The sequence below is a fragment of the Aeromonas sp. R2-1 genome (assembly GCF_040908425.1).
Classification (GTDB): domain Bacteria; phylum Pseudomonadota; class Gammaproteobacteria; order Enterobacterales; family Aeromonadaceae; genus Aeromonas; species Aeromonas caviae.
The window spans coordinates 107,333-126,711 of the sequence record NZ_JBFODR010000033.1 but is presented as its reverse complement, the minus strand read 5'-3'; the positions used below and the strand labels follow the sequence as shown (position 1 = coordinate 126,711).

Here is a 19,379-nt window from a genome sequence, read left to right as displayed (position 1 = left end):
GTGCCGACGGCGGTGAGCGACGTCAACCTGACGGCGGCGAGCGAGAACAACCTGGTCCTCAATGGCAACGTCATCACCAACGACGTGCAGGGGGCGGATGGCGCGGCGGTGACCGCGGGCACCCTGAACGGGACCTACGGCAGCCTGGTGCTCAATGCCAACGGCACCTACACCTACACCCTCAACCCGAACGACGGTGACTTCAAGGCGCTGACCGGGGGCGGGGTGGGCAGCGAAGTGTTCACCTACACCCTGACGGATGCGGACGGAGACGTGAGCACGGCGACCCTGACCCTGACCATCAAGAACGACGATGACGGGGTGACCATCACCAACCTGACGCCCAAGGGCGAGGGCGGGGATGTGAAGGTGTACGAAGACGACCTGCTGGCGACCCGCGGCGAGAACGAATCGGCGGGGTCGGACAGCAGCAAGGAGTCGACCACGGTGACGGGGGACTTCACCATCAGCGCGCTGGACGGGGTGAAGACCCTGAGCGTGGGTGGCATCAACATCGTGGTGAACGGGGTGGTGGCGGGCTTCCCGCTGAGCGGGGTGACCACGCCGCTGGGCAACACCCTGACCATCACCGGGTACAACCCGGCGACCGGGCTGGTGAGCTACAGCTACACCCTGAACGACAACGAGGCGCACCCGACGGCGAACGGCAACAACAGCCTGTTCGAAGACTTCGCGGTGAGCCTGGTGGACAGCGACGGGGACTCGGCCTCGAACACCCTGAGCGTGCAGATCGTGGATGATGTGCCGACGGCCAACGATGATGCTGACAGTGCCACCGAAGGTGTGTTCACTCCGGTGACGGGTAATGTCATTACCGGGGCGGGTACCATCGGCGGCACAGCTGGTGCCGGGGTGGACGTCATGGGGGCTGATGGTGCGGCAATCAGCCAGGTCGTGAGCTCGAACGGCAATTCAGACAGTAATCCTGCCGGTGGATTCACTGTGACCGGGCTGTATGGGACGCTGACCATGGGGCTGGATGGCGAATACAGTTATACGCTCACGGCGGCATCGGTTCCCGTGGGGGCCTCGGAAGTATTTACCTACACGCTCAAAGATGGCGATGGTGATACGGATCCGGCAACACTGACCATCAATATTGCTCAGGATACCCGTGTTCCTGTATTGACCATCGGCAATGCGACGGTTGATGAGGAGGGACTGCCTGAGGGGACCGCTGCCAGTGGTAATTCGGAGATATTCAATGGCAGCTTCACCATCAACACCCAAGGTGAAAATCTGACTACCTTGACCATCGGTGGGCAGGCTTACAATTTGACCAGTGGCGGCAGTCAGACCTTGATCAACAATACGGAAGGAATGCTGACGGTAACCGGTGTCAGCGGCCCCACAGCCGGTGTCTACACGGTGAACTATACCTACACGCTCAAAGACAATGTGCTGACTCACAACGTTCAGGGCAACAGTGATACAGCGAATGGTCCGAGTTTCGTCGTGTCGGCTACGGATGCCAGTGGCGACAGTGGCACGGGTAACCTGCAGGTTGTAATCAGCGATGATGCCCCCATTGCCAATGCTGTTACCAATGCAGGCCAGGCGACTCAGGTGCAGAACACGAATCTGATGTTGATCCTCGATATCTCCGGCAGTATGGGTGATCCATCGGGCTATCAAGGCATGACTCGGATGCAGGTGATGCAGAAGTCCGCATTGGAGCTGCTGGACAAATACAGCGCCTACGGCAGCGTCATGGTCAATATCGTGACCTTCTCCACTTCAGCCGCCAATCCGACCGGGGTGTGGGTCTCGATCGATGTAGCCAAGGCGATCATCCTTGGCCTTACCCCCACTGACTCGACCAACTACGATGATGCGTTGAACGAGGCAATCAAAGCCTTTGGCGATACAGGTAAACTCGCTAATGCGCAAAATGTCTCTTACTTCATGTCGGATGGTTTGCCAAATGCCAGCTCGTTGAGCGGTACCCCCGCCACAGTTCCTGATGGCAACAACTCGCTTGGCGGTGGGAACGGGATCGATGGTGACGGCACGACACTGAGCGGTGAAACCAAGGACTGGGCTGATTTCCTGACGGCGAACAACATCAATTCGTACGCGCTCGGGATGGGCTCGGGAGCGACCCAGTCTGCACTGGATCCCATTGCCTACAACGGGGTCAGTGGTGCCAGCCCGGCGAATACTACCGCAGTGGTGGTGACTGACTTCAGCCAACTGACCGCGACCCTTTTGAGCACCGTGGTAGCCCCGCCCCTGGCAGGACAACTTATCAACGGGGTAGCGGCGAGTGCCGGGGCCGATGGTGGCTGGCTCAATGCCATTACCGTGGGGGGGGTGACTTATACCTACAACCAGAAGACGGACTCCGCCGGCGTCTCGGGAGGGACATCAGCCGGGACCTTCAATACAACGACCAACGAATGGACCATTACACTTGCAGGCGGCATCCTCAAGGTGGACATGGACAACGGCGCCTACACCTATACTCCGCCGTCATCCATTCCGGTTGGGGGGATAAACCAGGTCGTAGGTTACAGTGTGATAGACAACGATGGGGATACTGCGTCCAGCACCTTGTCCATCGTTATCAACCCGGCGGTCGGTCCTACCGTGGTTCGTGATGACTTTATCATCACCAACCAGGACCCGGCGACCATTCCGGATTGGGCTCTGCTTGCCAATGACACCGGGCCTCTGGCTGCGACCCAGATGATTATGGGCGTCTCGGGAGCCGTTGGAGGGACCGTCACAGACAATGCAGGCTCGGTAACTTTTGATGATACCTCCGGCAATGCTACCCCCAACTCTTACGAGGGTTCGTTCAACTACACCAATAGCACGACCACAGATACGGCCAAGGTGTATGTGGATGTGCAGAGCGGTTCGACACTCACCGGGAGCTATCTCGACGAGATCCTGATCGGGGGCTCTGGAAACGATACGCTCAACGGCAATGCCGGGAACGACATCCTGCTTGGGGGGCTCGGCAACGACACCTTGAATGGCGGTGAAGGCAATGATCTCCTGATTGGTGGTGCTGGCAACGATACCCTGAACGGCGGCAACGGCAATGATACGGCCAGTTACTTCGACAGCGCTGCTGGGGTTACGGTCACAGTCAATGGCGCCAATCAGAATACCGGAGGGGCGGGGACAGACAGCCTGAGCAACATGGAAAACCTGGTAGGGTCCATGTTCAACGACAGCCTGACCGGCGATGGCAATGCCAACGTCCTGAGCGGACTGGCAGGTAACGACATCTTGAGTGGTGGTGGTGGCGACGATCTGCTGATTGGGGGTACCGGCAGTGATACCCTGACTGGTGGGGCTGGCAAGGATACCTTTAAATGGATGGCAGGTGATGCAGGAGGCACGGATACCATCAAAGACTTCACCACGGGGGCCAATGGAGATGTCCTGGACCTGAGTGAACTGCTCAGTGGTGAGCATGCCGATGCGAGCACACTGGATCACTATCTTACCTTTGCTTCTGGTCCGGGCAGTGGCAAGTCGACCCTGACCATTGATCTGGATGGCGCGGGAAGTGGCACCACGACTCATACCATCCTCTTTGACAACGTGGATCTGACGGCCGGTAAATCTAATCTGCAGATCATTCAGGATCTGCTGGATCAGGGCAACCTCAAGGTCGATCCGTAAGCAGGATATGGGGCCGGTGTGCCCGGCCCCTGTTATTTGACGGAGTGGGCAGATAAGATAGCTGCAGTATCAGGAGAGGGTCACCATGCAGTCATTCAACTGGGTCGACATCGACGGCATTCGCTACAGCTGGAACGGGCAGGACAATATCGTCTGCACCGGCCGCTTTGGTTATCAGGCCACAATGACGGGTGACACGCTCAATGGTCTTGAGCTGGAGAGCGAAGATGGTGAGGTGGCGGGGTTGCTGAATGTGGACTTTGCCGCTTCTCGTATCAGCTTCACGCCAGCAGAGGATGCCCCCCTGCCCCACATGATGGTGCTGGTCGGCCATGAGTGGGGGCAGCAGGAGTATTCGTTGCAGAGCCTGAGTGATACCTCCTTGCAGGGGCTGCTCAGCCACGGTGAGGAGCTTGACTGGGGAGCGCTGGCCGTCGTGACGACGTCCGAGCCGAATCTGCCATCACAAGGTCATGTTCTGTCGTGGGATTCGTTCCACTTTGAGGATGAGTCGCTGTTTGGCAGCCAGGCGCCTGCTCCCGTGATGACAAGCCATGGCAACTCAGGAGGAGGGGAGATCAGCATCAATATCGACATGACCAATCAGGTGCTGGACCAGATCCCGCCGACACACGATATATGAATCCCAATCGACGACATGCATAATGGCCTCCATCTAAATGATGGAGGTTTTTTTATGTGGCGTCCCCTTCTTACCCTGTCCGCGCTGGTTGTCAGTGCTCCGTTGCTTGCCATCGAGGTTCCTCAAGCCCCCCATCTGGTCGTCAGTGGCTATGCGGAGCAAAAGGCTGAACCAGACATGCTGACGCTCAATGTCGCCGTCACGGCACTGGAGAAGCAGGGCATCAAGGCCAAACAGCAGGTAGATACCAAGGTAGCTGCCTTCTTTGGCCAGCTGGAGAGCCTGGGCATCAAGCGCAGCGACGTCGAGGCGGGCAACCTGGTGATCTCCCCCGAGTATCAGTATCCCCAGAACAAGCAGCCTGAAATGGTGGGTTACCGTGCCCAGCGCCAACTGGCCGTCAAACTCTATCAACTCGACAAACTCAGCCAGTTGATGGATACCGCCCTCAAGGCGGGTCTGGAGTCCGTGACCCAGATAGAGTACGGCCTGAAGTCACCACAGGTCATCAAGGAGCAGGCCCGGCTTGGTGCTGTCGCTGATGCCACGAGCAAGGCGGAGTCCCTGGCCAAGGCTTTCGGCATGAAGCTTGGCAAAGTGTATAGCGTTGAATACCGCAACAGTTCCCCCATGCCGGTCTATACCCGTGCCATGAAGGCCGCGGCAGCCCCTGCCGCCGACATGATGGAAAACAGCTATCAACAGCAGCAGATCAGCATCACTGACAATGTTGAAGCCGTCTTCCTGCTGGAATAACACAGCCCCTTTGTCCATCACTCAAACCCGAGGCAACCCCTCGGGTTTGTCATTGCAGGGGCTGGCAGGACAAGCGAGCCACGAACAGGATCTGGTGAAACGGGAATGGAATAAAAAAATGCCGGTCACTGACCGGCATTTTTGTTGGAGGAGGCTCGATGCCTAGCCCAGGTTGGTCGCCAGCTTGCGTTGGCTCTTCTGTTTGAGCAGATAGCCGATACCGAGTACCAGGACCCAGGCCGGGATCAGCTCGACCGAGATGCGGGTGCCGTCGTTCATGTACATGATCACCAGGATGGCGGCCATGAAGGCGAGGCAGAGGTAGTTGCCAAACGGGCTCCACAGTGCCTTGAACTTGGTGGTGACCCCTTCTGCGGCCTTCACCTTGCGGAACTTGAGGTGCGCCAGGCTGATCATGGCCCAGTTGATGACCAGTGCGGAGACCACCAGGGACATCAGCAGACCAAAGGCCTTGCCCGGGATCAGGTAGTTGATGAGCACGCACAGCAGGGTGGCCGCGGCCGAGATGGTGATGGCGGTCAGGGGCACGCCGCTCTTGCTGGTCTTGAGCAGGGCCTTGGGGCCGTTGCCCTGCTTGGCCAGGCCAAACAGCATGCGGCTGTTGCAGTAGACGCAGCTGTTGTACACCGACAGCGCGGCGGTCAGCACCACCAGGTTAAGTACGTTGGCTACCAGGTTGCTGTCGAGCGCATGGAAGATCATCACGAACGGGCTGCCGCCTTCCACTACCTTGCCCCAGGGATAGAGGGAGAGCAGTACGGTCAGGGCGCCGATGTAGAAGATGAGGATGCGGTAGATCACCTGGTTGGTGGCCTTGGGGATGCTCTTCTCGGGATTGTCCGCTTCCGCTGCCGTGATGCCGACCAGCTCCAGACCGCCGAAGGAGAACATGATGAAGGCCATGGCCATCACCAGCCCGCCGACGCCGTTGGGGAAGAAGCCACCCTGGGCCCAGAGGTTGCTGACCGTGGCCTCGGGGCCACCGCTGCCGGAGAACAGCATCCAGCCGCCGAATCCGATCATGCCGAGAATGGCGACCACCTTGATGATGGCGAACCAGAACTCCATCTCGCCGAACGCCTTGACGTTGGAGAGGTTGATGGCGTTGATCAGCACGAAGAAGAAGGCCGCCGACATCCAGGTCGGGATCTCGGGCCACCAGTACTGGACATAGATGCCGACTGCCGTGAGCTCGGCCATGCTCACCAGCACATAGAGCACCCAGTAGTTCCAGCCGGAGGCGAAGCCGGCGAAGTCACCCCAGTACTTGTAGGCAAAATGGCTGAATGAGCCGGCAACCGGCTCTTCCACCACCATCTCGCCCAGCTGGCGCATGATGAGGAAGGCGATGAAGCCGCCGATGGCATAACCCAGCAGCACCGCAGGGCCCGCCATCTTGATGGTGTCGGCAATGCCGAGGAACAGGCCGGTACCGATGGCACCGCCCAGTGCGATGAGCTGGATATGGCGGTTTTTCAGACCGCGCTTGAGCTCCTCGCCGTGTTGTTGAAGATCCATTCTTCCTTCCTTACGTCGCTGAAATCACTCGGCTCGCGTCCCGTCAGCCACAGCACGTCCTATGCCTGGCGCGGCATCTTGTGCCGAAAACGTGACGAAATCCGTATTTATATCGTTACGGTTTGCCGCTGGCTGTTTTTTGTAGCGGCTACCAACCCGAGCAGAATAGTGATAATCGACCGTCCATGCACCTGTTTTCCTCATCATTGGCTGCTGTTTTGTGCGCCATGCAGGTTTTTTATGATCTGGAAAGGGGTTTTGAGAGCGATTGCTGGTTTTGCGTTCGAATGGATTTCCATCTCTTGACTCAGCTCGGTTTTCATGGCGTTGTTTCCCTTTGATAAAAAGGGACTCATATGATGGAGCGCATAGTCGGTGGCCTGGTGATGGCCGTGCTCTGGCTCGGGATCGGGTTATCCCCCATGTTGCTGACGATGGCGATGAGCAGCCTTGTTGTCTGGGGCTGGTTGGGAGCGGATTACCTGGTGAACCACGTCGCCATGGTGCTCATCCTTGCTGCCGGGATGGGGTTGGTGCCAGCCTGCTGGCTGAGCGAGCGAGTCCGCAAGGGCAGGGGACTCATCCATTTTCACGGCATGTTGATGAACAACAAGGAGCTCAACAAGCCCTGAGCCTGCTTGCCCCGCGAGTGATGGGATGCCAGCGATGATGCTGGCATCATTTTTTCATCCTGTTTCTCTGTTTCGTTATCTTGCCACTCATCTATTTCATGGTGCGTTGTGCTGTGACAGCCTTGCAGGTTAGCAGAGCTGGCGGCGAAGGCCGGTCGCTTCCAGGATCTTGGCGCTGATCTCCTCGACCGAGTGGGAGCTGGTATCGAGGAAGCGGATCGCCTCCTGGCGGAACAGCCTCTCGACGCTGGCCAGCTCCTGTTTGCATTGATCAAGCGAGGAGTAGCGGCTGTTGGCGCGGCGCTGGTTGCGGATCTCGTGCAGCCGCTGCGGCATGATGGTGAGGCCGAACAATTTGTGGCGATTGGCCTTGAGGGCGGCGGGCAGCTCCAGCGATCCCATGTCCTGCTCGATAAAGGGATAGTTGGCGGCGCGAATGCCAAATTGCAGTGCCAGATAGAGGCTGGTCGGTGTCTTGCCGCAACGGGAGACCCCGATGAGGATGATGTCTGCCTCGTCATACTCCCTGGTGGTGATGCCATCGTCGTTGGCCAGCGCAAAGTTGACCGCTTCGATGCGATCGTCGTACAGCTTGCGGTTTTCCATGCCATGGGTGCGATGCAACCTGGGTTCGGCCTTGATACCGAGCTCCTGTTCGAGAGGGCTCACGAAGGTGTTGAGAAAATCGTGGCTGCTGGCCTGGGCCTTGAGCACCTCTTCACGCACCATGGGGTCGACGATGGTGTGAAACAGGATGGGGCGCACCCCGGTCTGGCGAAACTGCTCATCAATGCGTGCCCGTACCTGGCGCGCTTTCTCCTGGGTCTCGACAAAGGGGATGGTGACCTGCTCGAAGGCCAGGGGGAACTGGCTCAACACGGCGTGGCCGAAGACTTCGGCGGTGATGGCGGTGCCGTCGGATACATAGAATACGGTGTGCACTGCGGACTCCTGTGGTGCGCTCCAGAGGGTGGCGAGAAATAAGTATCTCTCGAAACCATATCGTTTTTGTCAACAGATCTGCCATGCCCAAGTTGTGAGCTCGCTTGCAAACCTGAGTCGTTACCTTTTTGTGTCGCTATTGTAGAATGCCTGTGTCAAACGACCATCCCCAACTCTTGCTCGGGGATTTTTTTGACAATAAATAGAAAACGTTTTCATGGTCGTTGGCAACAGACACTAACAAAAACACACGACTTGGCACAGCAGGTGAATTGTCACCCTGGCCCCCCAACCTGGAGACATGCAAATGCAACAGTACGTACTCTGGTACGAACAGCTCGGTATGCAGGACGTTGAACGCGTCGGCGGCAAGAATGCATCCCTTGGCGAGATGATCAGCAACCTCTCGGGGGTCGGCGTGTCCGTGCCGGGCGGGTTTGCGACCACGGCCTTTGCGTTTAACGAGTTTCTGGAGTTAAGCGGCCTCAACGGCAAGATCCATGACCTGCTCGACAGTCTGGATGTGGATGACATCGCCGCCCTCAACCGGGCCGGTCAGCAGATCCGCGACTGGGTGGTGGAAGCACCCTTCCAGCCCGCTCTGGAGCAGGCGGTGCGCGAGGCCTATGACAAGCTGAGCGCGGGGCTCGAGGCATCCTTTGCCGTGCGCTCCTCCGCCACTGCGGAAGACATGCCGGATGCGTCGTTTGCCGGTCAGCAGGAGACCTTCCTCAACGTGCGCGGCATTGATGCCGTCATGACTGCCATCAAGCATGTGTTTGCCTCTCTGTTCAACGATCGCGCCATCTCCTACCGGGTCCATCAGGGCTATGACCACAAGGGGGTCGCTCTCTCCGCCGGGGTGCAGCGCATGGTGCGATCGGATCTCGCCGCCTCCGGCGTCATGTTCACCCTGGATACCGAATCCGGCTTCAACGACGTGGTCTTCATCACCGGGGCCCAGGGCCTGGGCGAGATGGTGGTGCAGGGGGCCGTCAACCCGGACGAGTTCTATGTGCACAAGCCGACCCTCAAGGCCGGGCGCCCTGCCGTGGTGCGCAAGACGCTGGGCTCCAAGCTCATCAAGATGACCTACTCCGGGGATGCCGGTCATGGCCGTCAGGTGAAGGTGGTCGACACCACCGATGCCGAGCGCAACCGCTTCTGCATCACGGACGAGGAAGTGATGGCCCTGGCAAAGCAGGCCCTCATCATCGAGCAGCATTACGGTCGTCCGATGGACATCGAGTGGGCCAAGGATGGTCAGGATGGCAAGCTCTACATCGTTCAAGCCCGTCCGGAAACCGTGCGTAGCCGCCAGGAAGCCAATACTCTCGAGCGCTTTGCCCTCAAGCAAACCGGCAAGGTGCTGATCGAGGGGCGCGCCATCGGCCACAAGATTGGCGCGGGTCCGGCCCGTGTCATCTCCTCCATCAGCCAGATGGATGAAGTGCAGCCTGGCGATGTGCTGGTCACCGACATGACCGACCCGGATTGGGAGCCCATCATGAAGCGCGCTTCCGCCATCGTCACCAACCGGGGTGGACGCACCTGTCACGCCGCCATCATCGCCCGGGAGCTTGGCATTCCGGCAGTGGTGGGTTGCGGCAAAGCCACCGACCACATCCAGGATGGTCAGCTCATCACCGTCTCCTGTGCGGAAGGGGATACCGGCTTCATCTATGACGGCGAGCTCGACTTTGACGTGGCGGTGACCGAGGTGGGCAACATGCCGCGCCTGCCCATCAAGATCATGATGAACGTCGGCAATCCGGACCGCGCCTTCGATTTTGCCCAGTTGCCGAATGCCGGCGTGGGCCTGGCCCGCCTCGAGTTCATCATCAACCGCATGATCGGGGTCCACCCCAAGGCGCTGCTGGAGTTCGATCAGCAGACCCCGGAACTCCAGGCCACCATCACCAGGATGATCGCGGGCTACGAGAGCCCCAGGGAGTTCTACGTAGCCAAGCTGACGGAAGGGATCGCTACCCTGGCGGCCGCCTTCTGGCCTGAGCGGGTCATCGTGCGGATGTCGGACTTCAAGTCCAATGAGTACGCCAACCTGGTGGGGGGCCGTGGTTACGAACCCCATGAAGAGAACCCTATGATCGGTTTCCGTGGCGCGTCGCGCTACATCGCCGACAGCTTCCGCCCCTGCTTCGCCCTCGAGTGCGAGGCGATGAAACGGGTGCGGGATGTCATGGGGCTGACCAACGTCGAGGTGATGATCCCCTTCGTGCGCACCCTGGGTGAGGCGGAGCAGGTGGTGGAGATACTGGCTGAGAACGGCTTGCGCCGTGGCGAGCGCGGCCTGAAAGTCATCATGATGTGCGAGCTGCCCTCCAATGCGCTGCTGGCGGACAAGTTCCTCGAGCACTTCGACGGCTTCTCCATCGGCTCCAACGACATGACCCAGTTGACCCTGGGGCTGGATCGGGACTCCGGGCTCATCGCCCACCTGTTCGACGAGCGCAACGAAGCGGTCAAGGCGCTGCTGGCCATGGCCATCGCCGCCGCCCGCAAGGCGGGCAAGTACGTGGGGATCTGCGGCCAGGGGCCGTCCGATCACCCGGACTTCGCCGCCTGGCTGGTCGAGCAGGGGATCGATTCCGTGTCGCTCAACCCCGATACCGTGGTCGACACCTGGCTCTATCTGGCCGAGCAGCACAAGGCCGGCTGAGCCGCTTTTGTGCCTGTGTGGCGATAGCGCTGCACTGTGATAAAAGACACGGCGTCCGAGAGGGCGCCGTTTTCATGCCGGCATGCGGTGCATGTCTATGTTGTCCGATGCCTGCCTTCTCCTGCGCAAAAATGGCGTGCCAGATCATGCTGTTACGATCCACAACCTCGCCGAACTATAGGCCAATCTGAGGGCCGGGATGTCGATAAGGGCGTCGGGGGAGGCCGTGCGTGGCCATGAGCCTGAGCCGCAGGCAGGCTAGCAAGTCGCCGCCGCGCCTTGCCCCTGGGGGGCGGGAAATGTGCAGTTGCGGGCAAGCAGATCAAGTTGTGACTTTGGTCCCATTGGTTGGCATAAGTCAGGGAATGAGTGAGGCCGGTGACACTGCGCCCGATGAGAGGGCGCGAGAATGATGCCGTCATGGGCTGCAATCCAAAGCGGGTGCCTCATATTGCCTCTGCCCGGATGGAACCTGGGCAAACACAGTCGTCACCATCGCTGATAACACTCCAATCACAAATAAAGCAATAAGAGGGGTCATGGAGAGAGATATCAGTTTTTTGATGGTCGGTCTCCTTGCCATGATATCAAGGCAAGCCTTGAAAACGCTTTCTCTTGGCGCTCCTCTGTTTTAATAACGGCAATACCTCAGAGTTTAATTCCGAAAAAATTTAAAACTCATTTTTTTATCTTGCTCATTCACGTCCCTTTAGCAGAAATATGTTCATATCTCATTGTTATTAAATGATTTTATTGTTGATGAATGGCAAGGTAATTTGATTGGCATGCACTGGCGGTCTTATTATGTGAGCATAAAACGATTCAGTCTGGATACAGCAATTGAACTGATAATGGTGCCGTATGAGGGGAGATGCCGGTGGGCCAGATAGGGCATGGCTTGATAAAGAGGTAACCATGCTTGAAGTGAATGTCAGCGATGATGAGGTGACCCGTGCCACTTGCTTTTTGCCGTCATTGTGTGGTGGCTGTCGCCATATTAAGCCCAATTCATTCAGTAGGGGGGAATAGCGGGTGACGACCATCATAAGCCATAGCATCGAAGGTCATGATTATATCAGGCATACTATTGAACCCATCGCCAACCTGCATGTCGGGGATATTTTTGCAGTTGAGGTTATTTCATTTTCAGAAAAAAAGGCTGTCTTTTCCAGAGCCAACTTCAGCAACATGACCACCTCCTACGCCGCATGGCTATTTACGCAACAACTGGTGTTCTTTAAAGATCTTAATAAAATCGACAGTCGCCTCTATCAGGCGGTGTTTCTCCGTGTCGATATGCATTTGATGGAATGCTTTATCTCTTGGGAAGATTTCGGTTCGTATATATCGAATTTTGGACTGAGTATGGCCTTTGAGATGGCGGATATTGCTGATGGTATCCCAGATTTGGCATTGAATAATATGGCGAGGCTTAGAAGATTAGGGGTCAAGTTATGGATAAACAATGCCGATGAATCCTTGTTGTCGATGGACCATGTATCCGCAGCCTTGTTCGATGGCATTAGGGTCAATAAACAGTTCTTCTGGCGCTGCTTCACCCGATGTGATGGCACCGCCATGACCAGGCTCACTGCTGACTGGGGACATGACAATGTCATCATCGAGGGGGTCGAAAACAAGCATCACCTCTCATTCCTCAGATTACATGGCTTTGTTCAGGGGCAAGGGTTTTATTGGCGGGCCAGATTATTACGCAACCTCATTTCGAGTCTGTGATTGATGAAAAACCTGACCGGTCCTAACGGAATTAGATGAAAATATATTATGCGTGTTTGGTCGTGATTTAAAAAATAGTTAGAGAAATGCCAGCGCTCTTCACCCTGTAAACAAGGAGCAACGGCAATGAATTACTGCATATTGATGGCTGAGATAAATATCAACGTGATGTCGTGTTGCATCAATGAATTTCCCTGACCTGAGAGAACCTTGTCGATAATATGGACAAGACGGGCAGATGCCGGCTTTATCGCGAGCGGGTCGGGGGACCATACCACAGATGTATCGAGGGTCTCCTGCATGTCTCACACCGCCCGTCCAACGACCAAATACGCCTTTAGTACCAAATATTTCTGGTTACTTGCCATGCCCATGTTGCTGGGGATCGGTGGGGTGTTTGCACTCTCTATCTTCAATCATCGCGCCGGGGTGGAGCAGAAGCTGGTGATTCTCAACCACGCCATTGCGAACGCCGAAGCGGAGCGCCTCGAACAGGTGGAGCAGGTGTTGGTCGCCGAGGTCAATGCCGACGAGCTGCGTCCTCTGACCTTCTCCGAGGAAGACAAGGCCTACAGCCGCAACCTGTGGAATGACAAGGTGACGCTCGGCGAGCAACTGAACCTGATCTACTACGCCGATGCGAGCGGACAGAGTTTTTCCAATAACGAGGAGCAGGATCTGGCCTGGGACACCACCCAGTTTGACTCGACGAATCGTGCCTGGTTCAAGGGGGCGCTCGGCACCTCCGGTTTCAGCTGGACCGGCGCTTATCAGGATGCGCTGACCGGGGCCTATACCCTGACCGTCTCCCATCGGCTAAGGCCATTTGGGGGGGTGAAGGAGCGTGTCATCGGCCTCGACATCAACCTGCCCGCCTGGTCGCAGCGGCTCAGCACCATGCTCTATCGGGACAACGGCTTGAATCACCTGCTGTTTGACCGATCCAGCGGCCAGATCCTGGTCCATTCCCAGGCCGAGTTCAATGGTCAGGTCATCGCCTATCCCTGGCTAGCGCGGCTGGAGGGAGCGTCCGGCACCTTCTTCTCGGAGGAAGTCGGCCAGTATGTGGCTTATCAGGCCCTGCCGGGGCGTTCGAACCTACTGGCCATCACTATGCAGCCGAGGCGAGACGCGGTGGCCTTGGTGGGGGGCGGTGCCGTCATTGTGCTGTTGCTGTTGTCGAGCGCTCTGTTCATCGTGATGGCGATCCTCTTTCGCTTGCGGCTGTCGGCGCTGATCGGGGGGCTTATCCAGATGGTGCGCCTGCTGCGTTTGAGCTCGACGCAGGAGAGGGCGACGATGATACTGCCGGATTTCCCGGAGATAGCGGAGCTGCACGAGGAGCTGAATCTGGTCTCCGATCGCTTGCAGGCGTCGCACGATGCCGCCAACCGGGATGCACTGACCGGTCTTTATAATCGCCGCTTCCTGGATGAACGGCTCAGGCAACTGCACAGCGAGGGGAGGCCGTTCGTGCTGGCGCTGGTGGATCTCGACAACTTCAAGAGCATCAATGATGGCCATGGCCATGCCGTCGGTGATGTGGTGTTGCGCCGCTGCGCCTCGCTCGGGCAGGAGCGGCTCGCCAATGCGGCCTCCCTGTGCCGGTATGGTGGCGAGGAGCTGGTCGCCCTGTTCGAACACTGCACCCTGGCCGAGGCCGAGTGGCTGATGGCACAGTGGCGCCAGGGGGTGGGTGAGATGAGATGGCGGGATGAGGCGATGAAGGTGACCTTCAGTGGAGGCATCGGCGCGACCGAGGGGCGCACTCCGGAAGCGTTGATGGAGCAGGTGGATCAGGCCCTGTACCGCGCCAAGCAAGATGGCAAGGATCGAATCTATCGCGCCACCGGGCTTTGATGGCACAGTCCGGCATCCCTTCTCTGTGGTGGTGCAATTGTGGGCTGGCCAGCCAGCACGATCAGGGGGCGTGACAGAGGGGGCCCGGATGCCCCTTATCGATACACTCTCACCCCTCCAGCTGTTAAGGTAGCGAGAGACAGGTTAACTGGATGGACTCATGACCCTATTGCAGTGGCACAAGGCCAGGCTGGCCCTTCACGGCAGCCAGACCCTCTTCATTCCCGATCTTGAGCTGGCGCCTCAAGCGTGCTGGGCCTTCGTCGGCAGCAACGGCAGCGGCAAGACGGCGCTGGCGTCGGCCCTGTGCGGCGAGCTGGCCGTGCGTGCTGGAGCGGTATCGGGTCGAGTCCGGGCCGAACGACTCTCGTTCGAGTCGCAGCAACAGCTGGGGGAGCTGGACTGGCAGCGGCGCAATACCGACATGCTGGGGGAAGAGGAGGAGGCGGGGTATCGGGTATCGACCCTGATGCTGGAGGCAGGGGGTGAGGAGCATGAGGCCCGCGCGCTGCTGGCCCGTTTTGGCATTGAATCCCTGTGGGAGCGCCCCTATCGCTACCTCTCGAGCGGGGAGGGGCGCAAGCTGCTGCTGGCCCGGGCCCTGCTGGGGCGACCCGAGCTGCTGGTGTTGGACGAACCCTTCGATGGCCTGGATCAGGGGGCCAGGGCTTCTTTGATGATGTTGCTGGCCGACCTGGTGTCAGAGGGGCTGCGCCTGGTGGTGATCGTCAACCGTTTTGACGAGATCCCCCCCTTTGCCACTCACCTCGGCCTGCTCGGCGAGTGTCGTCTGCTGCTGGCGGGGGAGCGCGAGGCGGTGCTCGGCAGCCAGGAGGTGGCCCAGCTGGCACGGGCCGAGACCACGTCCCCCCGTTTGCCGCCCCCGCTGACGACACCCGAGCCCCTGCCTCCCGGCCCTCGGGTCGTCATGAAAGCCATGCGTATCGCTTACGGGGATCAGGTGATCATCGACGGGCTCGACTGGACCATTGACGAGGGGGAGCACTGGCAACTGGTGGGACCAAACGGCGCTGGCAAGTCGACCCTGCTCTCCCTCATCACCGGAGATCACCCGCAAGGTTACAACAATGAGCTCCATCTGTTCGGACGGCGGCGGGGCAGCGGCGAGAGCATCTGGGAGATCAAGCGCCACATCGGGCTCGTGAGCCCGGCGCTGCATCTGGACTATCGTGTCAGCTGCCCGGTGCAGACAGTGATCCTCTCCGGTTTCTACGACTCCATCGGGCTTTATACCCGGCCGGGGGATCGTCAGCTGGCGCTGGCCAACCAGTGGCTGGCCCTGCTGGGGCTGGCCGATCAGGGGGCGCAGCCTTTCCACTCTCTCTCTTTCGGTCAGCAGCGACTGGTGCTGATCGCCCGGGCCCTGGTCAAACATCCGCCGCTGCTCATCCTGGACGAACCCCTGCAGGGACTGGATCCCCTCAACCGTCACCTGGTACGGGAGATGGTGGCGCGCCTCGTGGGCGAGGGAACCCAGCTGTTGTTCGTTTCCCACCACCCCGAGGATGCGCCCCCCGGCCTCACCCATCGCCTGAGTTTCGTGCCGGACGGCGTGGGGAGTTATCGCTATCTGCAGGAGAAGCTGAATGACGGGGCTGTATAGGCCTATTTGACGAGTGCGAGGATCTGGCGAAACGCCGGATGGCGGCAATCCCCCATCAGCTCATAGAGGCACATCTCCACCGAGGTGAGGGCGGCGCCCCGGGCCGTCAGCTGGCTGATGGCGAGCTCCCAGTTGGCGAGGGTGCGGGACGACACCGCATCCACCACCAGTGAGACCCGGGCGCCGCTTGCCAAGAGCCCCAGCACGCTCTGGTAGACGCAGATATGGGCCTCGATGCCGCACACCAGCCAGTGGCTGACGGCGGTTTCGGCCAGGGCGGCGGCCACCGCTGGCTCCCCCAGGGCACCGAAGCTGAACTTGGGCAGCACAAGGGCGCCTGCCTGCAGCGGCTGCAACTCGGGCACGGTGGCGCCGAGCTTGTCTGGATTCTGCTCCAGCCAGACCGCAGGCAACCCCAGCGCCCGGGCGCCTTCTGCCAGTCTCGCGGTATTGGCAATCAGGGCCTCGCTCCCCTCGACCAGACGGGCCAGTTTGCCCTGGATATCGACCACCAACAGGCCGGTGGTGGAAGTGGTCAGCATGGTTGCTCCTATTTTGGCTTGCTTAGCTGAGTCGCCCGTTTCTTGTCTCTGACCCATAATACCGAGTTGTCAGTCTTCTTCATTTCGAATAGGTCAATAGCTAGAAAAAGGTCACTGAGTTTTTTGAAACCATAATTTCGTTGATCAAATGAGGCGTGATTTGATATATGGTTTCCTATCGCCCCCAGCATTGCCCATCCTCCACCTTCTTCTACGGCATCCACGGCTTGTCGCAATAAATTTATAAGGCGAGCGTCACTTTTTAAATTTTTTGTTTGCTTTGCTACTGGCAGTTCTTCTTTTATATTTTGTAGCTCTGCATCCAAATAGAGGAAACGAGAGCAACTATTGACGAATGGCATTGATGCCTTGCGCTCACCAAATCCAATCACAAATTTACCATCAGCCAGACAGCGAGTGACAAGAGGGGTAAAATCGCAGTCTGAAGAGACTAGGCATATGACGTCGACATCCTTGGTATAGAGCACGTCCATCACATCAATAACCAAAGCCATATCTGTGGCATTTTTTCCCTTGGTCAGATCAAATTGCTGTACTGGCTGAATGGCAAATTCATGCAGTATTTCCTCCCACCCTTTGAGCGTCGGGTTTTTCCAATTGCCATATGCTTTGCGAATATTGACGACGCCATAGCGAGCGAGTTCAGACAATACAGTCTCAATCTTGCTCGCTGGAGCATTATCGGCATCAATAAATACCGCGATTTTTTCCTTATCTTTCAAATGACCTCCTGTCATTTCATTTTTATAAAAATCTAGAATTATCCCGCCTTATGCTGCAACTCCAACATCACACCACCACAATAGGCCAGTTGTGCCTCAAGCGGGGAGGGGGCAAACGCGATAACTGCGTGCGTTATCAAAGATTTTCAGCTCGGGGCCGGAGGGACTTCACCGCCATCTGGCCAAGCTTGCCCGGTTTTGTTGCTTGGCTAAGGGAGCAAGCTCTGTTATGGTGATCTTAATTAGCCGTTTGGATGGCTAGATGGTTGTGTGTCTCTATCTTCCATGGCACCCACGACCACAGTGTTGATCATCATGTAGACAGGGAGTTTATTATGCAGCGTCGTTCCTTCTTCACCCTCTCCGCCCTGGCGTTGCTCGCCAGCAGCCTGCCTCTGTCCGCCTTTGCCATCGATGAGGCGAAGAAAGAGATCGTCATCGGCACCACGGTTGGCGACTTTGCCGACATGGTGACCGACTCTATCAAGCCGCAGCTCGAAGCCAAGGGCTACAAGGTCAAGCTGGTGGAGTTCACCGACTACGTGACCCCCAACATCGCCCTGGCGGACGGGTCGCTTGACGTCAACTGCTTCCAGCACAAGCCCTATCTGGAGAGCTTCGCCAAAGACCGGGGTCTCTCTCTGGCGCCCATCACCCAGGTGCCGACCGGCCCCATGGGGCTCTACGCCGGCAAGCTGGGGGATCTCAAGGCCCTGAAAGAGGGAAGCACGGTCGCCATCCCGAACGATCCCACCAACCAGGCCCGGGCACTGCTGATGTTGCAGGATCTGGGCTGGCTGAGCCTCAAGGAGGGGATCAATCCCCTCAAGGCGAGCGAGTTCGACGTGGTGAAGAACCCCCACAACCTCAAGCTGGTGCTGCTGGAAGCGGCGCAGCTGCCGCGCTCCCGTGAGGATGTGGACTTCTCCGTCATCAACGGCAACTTTGCCGCCTCAAGCGGGATCCCGTTCAGCTCCGGCCTTTTCCTCGAGCGCCGCTATGACTTCATCAACTGGGTGGTGGTAAAGAGCGCCGATGCGGGCAAGCCGTTCGCCAAGGACGTGGCGGCCGCCTACAACTCCCCTGAATTCAAGGCTTATGCCGCCAAGCGCTTCGTCGGCTACAAGTATCCCGAGGGCTGGCAGCAGAAGGGGTGAGTGGCGTACAAGCGATAAAAACGGGCACCCAGGTGCCCGTTTTTTATTGGAGGTCAGTAGTGGCGCAACCACCAGCGGGCGGCCAGGAGGGCGGTGAGGCTGCCAAGCAGGGCGCTTGCCAGCACATCCAGGGGCCAGTGCATGCCGATAAGGGTGCGCGAGAGGCCGATCCCGATGGCCCAGAGTGGCAGCAGCCAGGCCCCGGCGGGAGCCCGGGCCAGCCAGATCAGGCCGAAGAACTGGGCGAGGCTCATGGCGGCGATGCTGTGACCGGAGGGAAAGGCGTAGTTGACCTCTGCCTGCCAGTGCTGACCGAGCCAGGCGGGAAGCGCCAGCAACTGGGTCGCGGCGTGGACCTGTTCGCTGCGAAGGGCCTGGCTTCCCCCATAGAACTGGCGGATGGCGGGGATCAGCTCCTGGCTCTCCAGCCAGATGAGGTAGGGCCTAGGCTCCTCGGTCAGCAGCTTGATGAGGCTCTTGATGACCCAGTCGCTCGCCAGCACGACAAAGAGGGCGCCAGCCAGCGCCAGCAGGGCGCGACTGTCCAGCGTCAGCTTGTGTCTTGTGAGCAGCAGCAGGGCGGCGATGGTGAAGACCAGCCCCGGCAAGTCCACCATGCGGGTGAGGGCGTAGGGCCACCATAGCCAGCCCGATTGCAGGGCCTGGGTCATGAACGGCTGCCAGGGCAGGCAGACGAGCAATAGCAGGGGAAGGAGCAGGAGGGCATTGAAATGAAGCACCTTGCGGCGTGGCAACGAAGAGGAGTGAGTCGGCATCAAGGGGTCCGGTTCGGTGGCGCGAGCGGCTAAAAAGAGGCGTCATTGTGCCAGTCAGGTTGCTCTGGTCAAGGCGAAGGGGGCGAGG

General features: G+C 58.6%; 14 protein-coding genes. 9 read left to right on the top strand and 5 right to left on the bottom strand.

Annotated features, from left to right (window positions below):
• Positions 1–12 precede the first annotated feature (12 nt).
• The 3 genes from AB5Y80_RS12310 to AB5Y80_RS12300 all read left to right on the top strand — a co-directional run bounded on the left by AB5Y80_RS12310 (position 13) and on the right by AB5Y80_RS12300 (position 5,059).
• Complete coding sequence (locus tag AB5Y80_RS12310; protein WP_368172996.1) at positions 13–3,660, top strand: beta strand repeat-containing protein; 3,648 nt, start codon at positions 13–15, stop codon at positions 3,658–3,660.
• An 85-nt stretch (positions 3,661–3,745) separates the two neighbouring features.
• Positions 3,746–4,303, top strand: a complete 558-nt coding sequence (locus tag AB5Y80_RS12305) for a hypothetical protein (protein ID WP_010675157.1) — start codon at positions 3,746–3,748, stop codon at positions 4,301–4,303.
• A 54-nt stretch (positions 4,304–4,357) separates the two neighbouring features.
• Complete coding sequence (locus AB5Y80_RS12300) at positions 4,358–5,059, top strand: SIMPL domain-containing protein (RefSeq protein WP_010675156.1); 702 nt, start codon at positions 4,358–4,360, stop codon at positions 5,057–5,059.
• Positions 5,060–5,221: 162 nt separating this feature from the next.
• Here AB5Y80_RS12300 and AB5Y80_RS12295 read toward each other — a convergent pair whose 3' ends face one another.
• Positions 5,222–6,598, bottom strand: coding sequence for an amino acid permease (locus AB5Y80_RS12295; protein ID WP_039041364.1), 1,377 nt, complete (start codon positions 6,596–6,598; stop codon positions 5,222–5,224).
• A gap of 356 nt (positions 6,599–6,954) precedes the next feature.
• Here AB5Y80_RS12295 and AB5Y80_RS12290 point away from each other — a divergent pair, with 356 nt between their 5' ends.
• Positions 6,955–7,230 carry a hypothetical protein gene (locus AB5Y80_RS12290; RefSeq protein ID WP_102948554.1) on the top strand — a complete coding sequence of 92 codons (276 nt, stop codon included), beginning with the start codon at positions 6,955–6,957 and terminating at the stop codon, positions 7,228–7,230.
• Positions 7,231–7,359: 129 nt separating this feature from the next.
• On the opposite strand, the gene AB5Y80_RS12285 is transcribed toward AB5Y80_RS12290, so the two are convergent.
• Positions 7,360–8,172 carry a pyruvate, water dikinase regulatory protein gene (locus AB5Y80_RS12285; RefSeq protein ID WP_010675153.1) on the bottom strand — a complete coding sequence of 271 codons (813 nt, stop codon included), beginning with the start codon at positions 8,170–8,172 and terminating at the stop codon, positions 7,360–7,362.
• A 307-nt stretch (positions 8,173–8,479) separates the two neighbouring features.
• On the opposite strand from AB5Y80_RS12285, the gene ppsA reads away from it, so the two are divergent.
• The 4 genes from ppsA to modF all read left to right on the top strand — a co-directional run bounded on the left by ppsA (position 8,480) and on the right by modF (position 16,073).
• A complete protein-coding gene (gene ppsA, locus AB5Y80_RS12280; RefSeq protein WP_042879894.1) occupies positions 8,480–10,852 on the top strand; it encodes a phosphoenolpyruvate synthase in 2,373 nt (790 codons plus the stop codon).
• 1,032 nt (positions 10,853–11,884) lie between these two features.
• Complete coding sequence (locus tag AB5Y80_RS12275; protein WP_368172995.1) at positions 11,885–12,589, top strand: EAL domain-containing protein; 705 nt, start codon at positions 11,885–11,887, stop codon at positions 12,587–12,589.
• Positions 12,590–12,889: 300 nt separating this feature from the next.
• Positions 12,890–14,449, top strand: coding sequence for a diguanylate cyclase (locus tag AB5Y80_RS12270; protein WP_368172994.1), 1,560 nt, complete (start codon positions 12,890–12,892; stop codon positions 14,447–14,449).
• 160 nt (positions 14,450–14,609) lie between these two features.
• The gene (modF, locus tag AB5Y80_RS12265; RefSeq protein ID WP_368172993.1) at positions 14,610–16,073 is read left to right on the top strand and encodes a molybdate ABC transporter ATP-binding protein ModF; all 1,464 of its coding nucleotides are present in this window, start codon (positions 14,610–14,612) and stop codon (positions 16,071–16,073) included.
• Between the two features lie 2 nt (positions 16,074–16,075).
• Here the strand turns inward: modF and AB5Y80_RS12260 are convergent, their stop codons facing one another.
• The gene (locus AB5Y80_RS12260) at positions 16,076–16,615 is read right to left on the bottom strand and encodes an isochorismatase family protein (RefSeq protein ID WP_368172992.1); all 540 of its coding nucleotides are present in this window, start codon (positions 16,613–16,615) and stop codon (positions 16,076–16,078) included.
• A gap of 8 nt (positions 16,616–16,623) precedes the next feature.
• The gene (locus AB5Y80_RS12255; protein WP_368172991.1) at positions 16,624–17,358 is read right to left on the bottom strand and encodes an NYN domain-containing protein; all 735 of its coding nucleotides are present in this window, start codon (positions 17,356–17,358) and stop codon (positions 16,624–16,626) included.
• Between the two features lie 335 nt (positions 17,359–17,693).
• Between AB5Y80_RS12255 and AB5Y80_RS12250 the strand changes: the two genes are divergently transcribed.
• Positions 17,694–18,515 (top strand): MetQ/NlpA family ABC transporter substrate-binding protein, encoded by an 822-nt coding sequence (locus tag AB5Y80_RS12250; RefSeq protein WP_368172990.1) that lies wholly within the window; start codon positions 17,694–17,696, stop codon positions 18,513–18,515.
• 53 nt (positions 18,516–18,568) lie between these two features.
• Here AB5Y80_RS12250 and AB5Y80_RS12245 read toward each other — a convergent pair whose 3' ends face one another.
• The gene (locus AB5Y80_RS12245) at positions 18,569–19,291 is read right to left on the bottom strand and encodes a phosphatase PAP2 family protein (RefSeq protein WP_042880100.1); all 723 of its coding nucleotides are present in this window, start codon (positions 19,289–19,291) and stop codon (positions 18,569–18,571) included.
• Positions 19,292–19,379 lie beyond the last annotated feature (88 nt).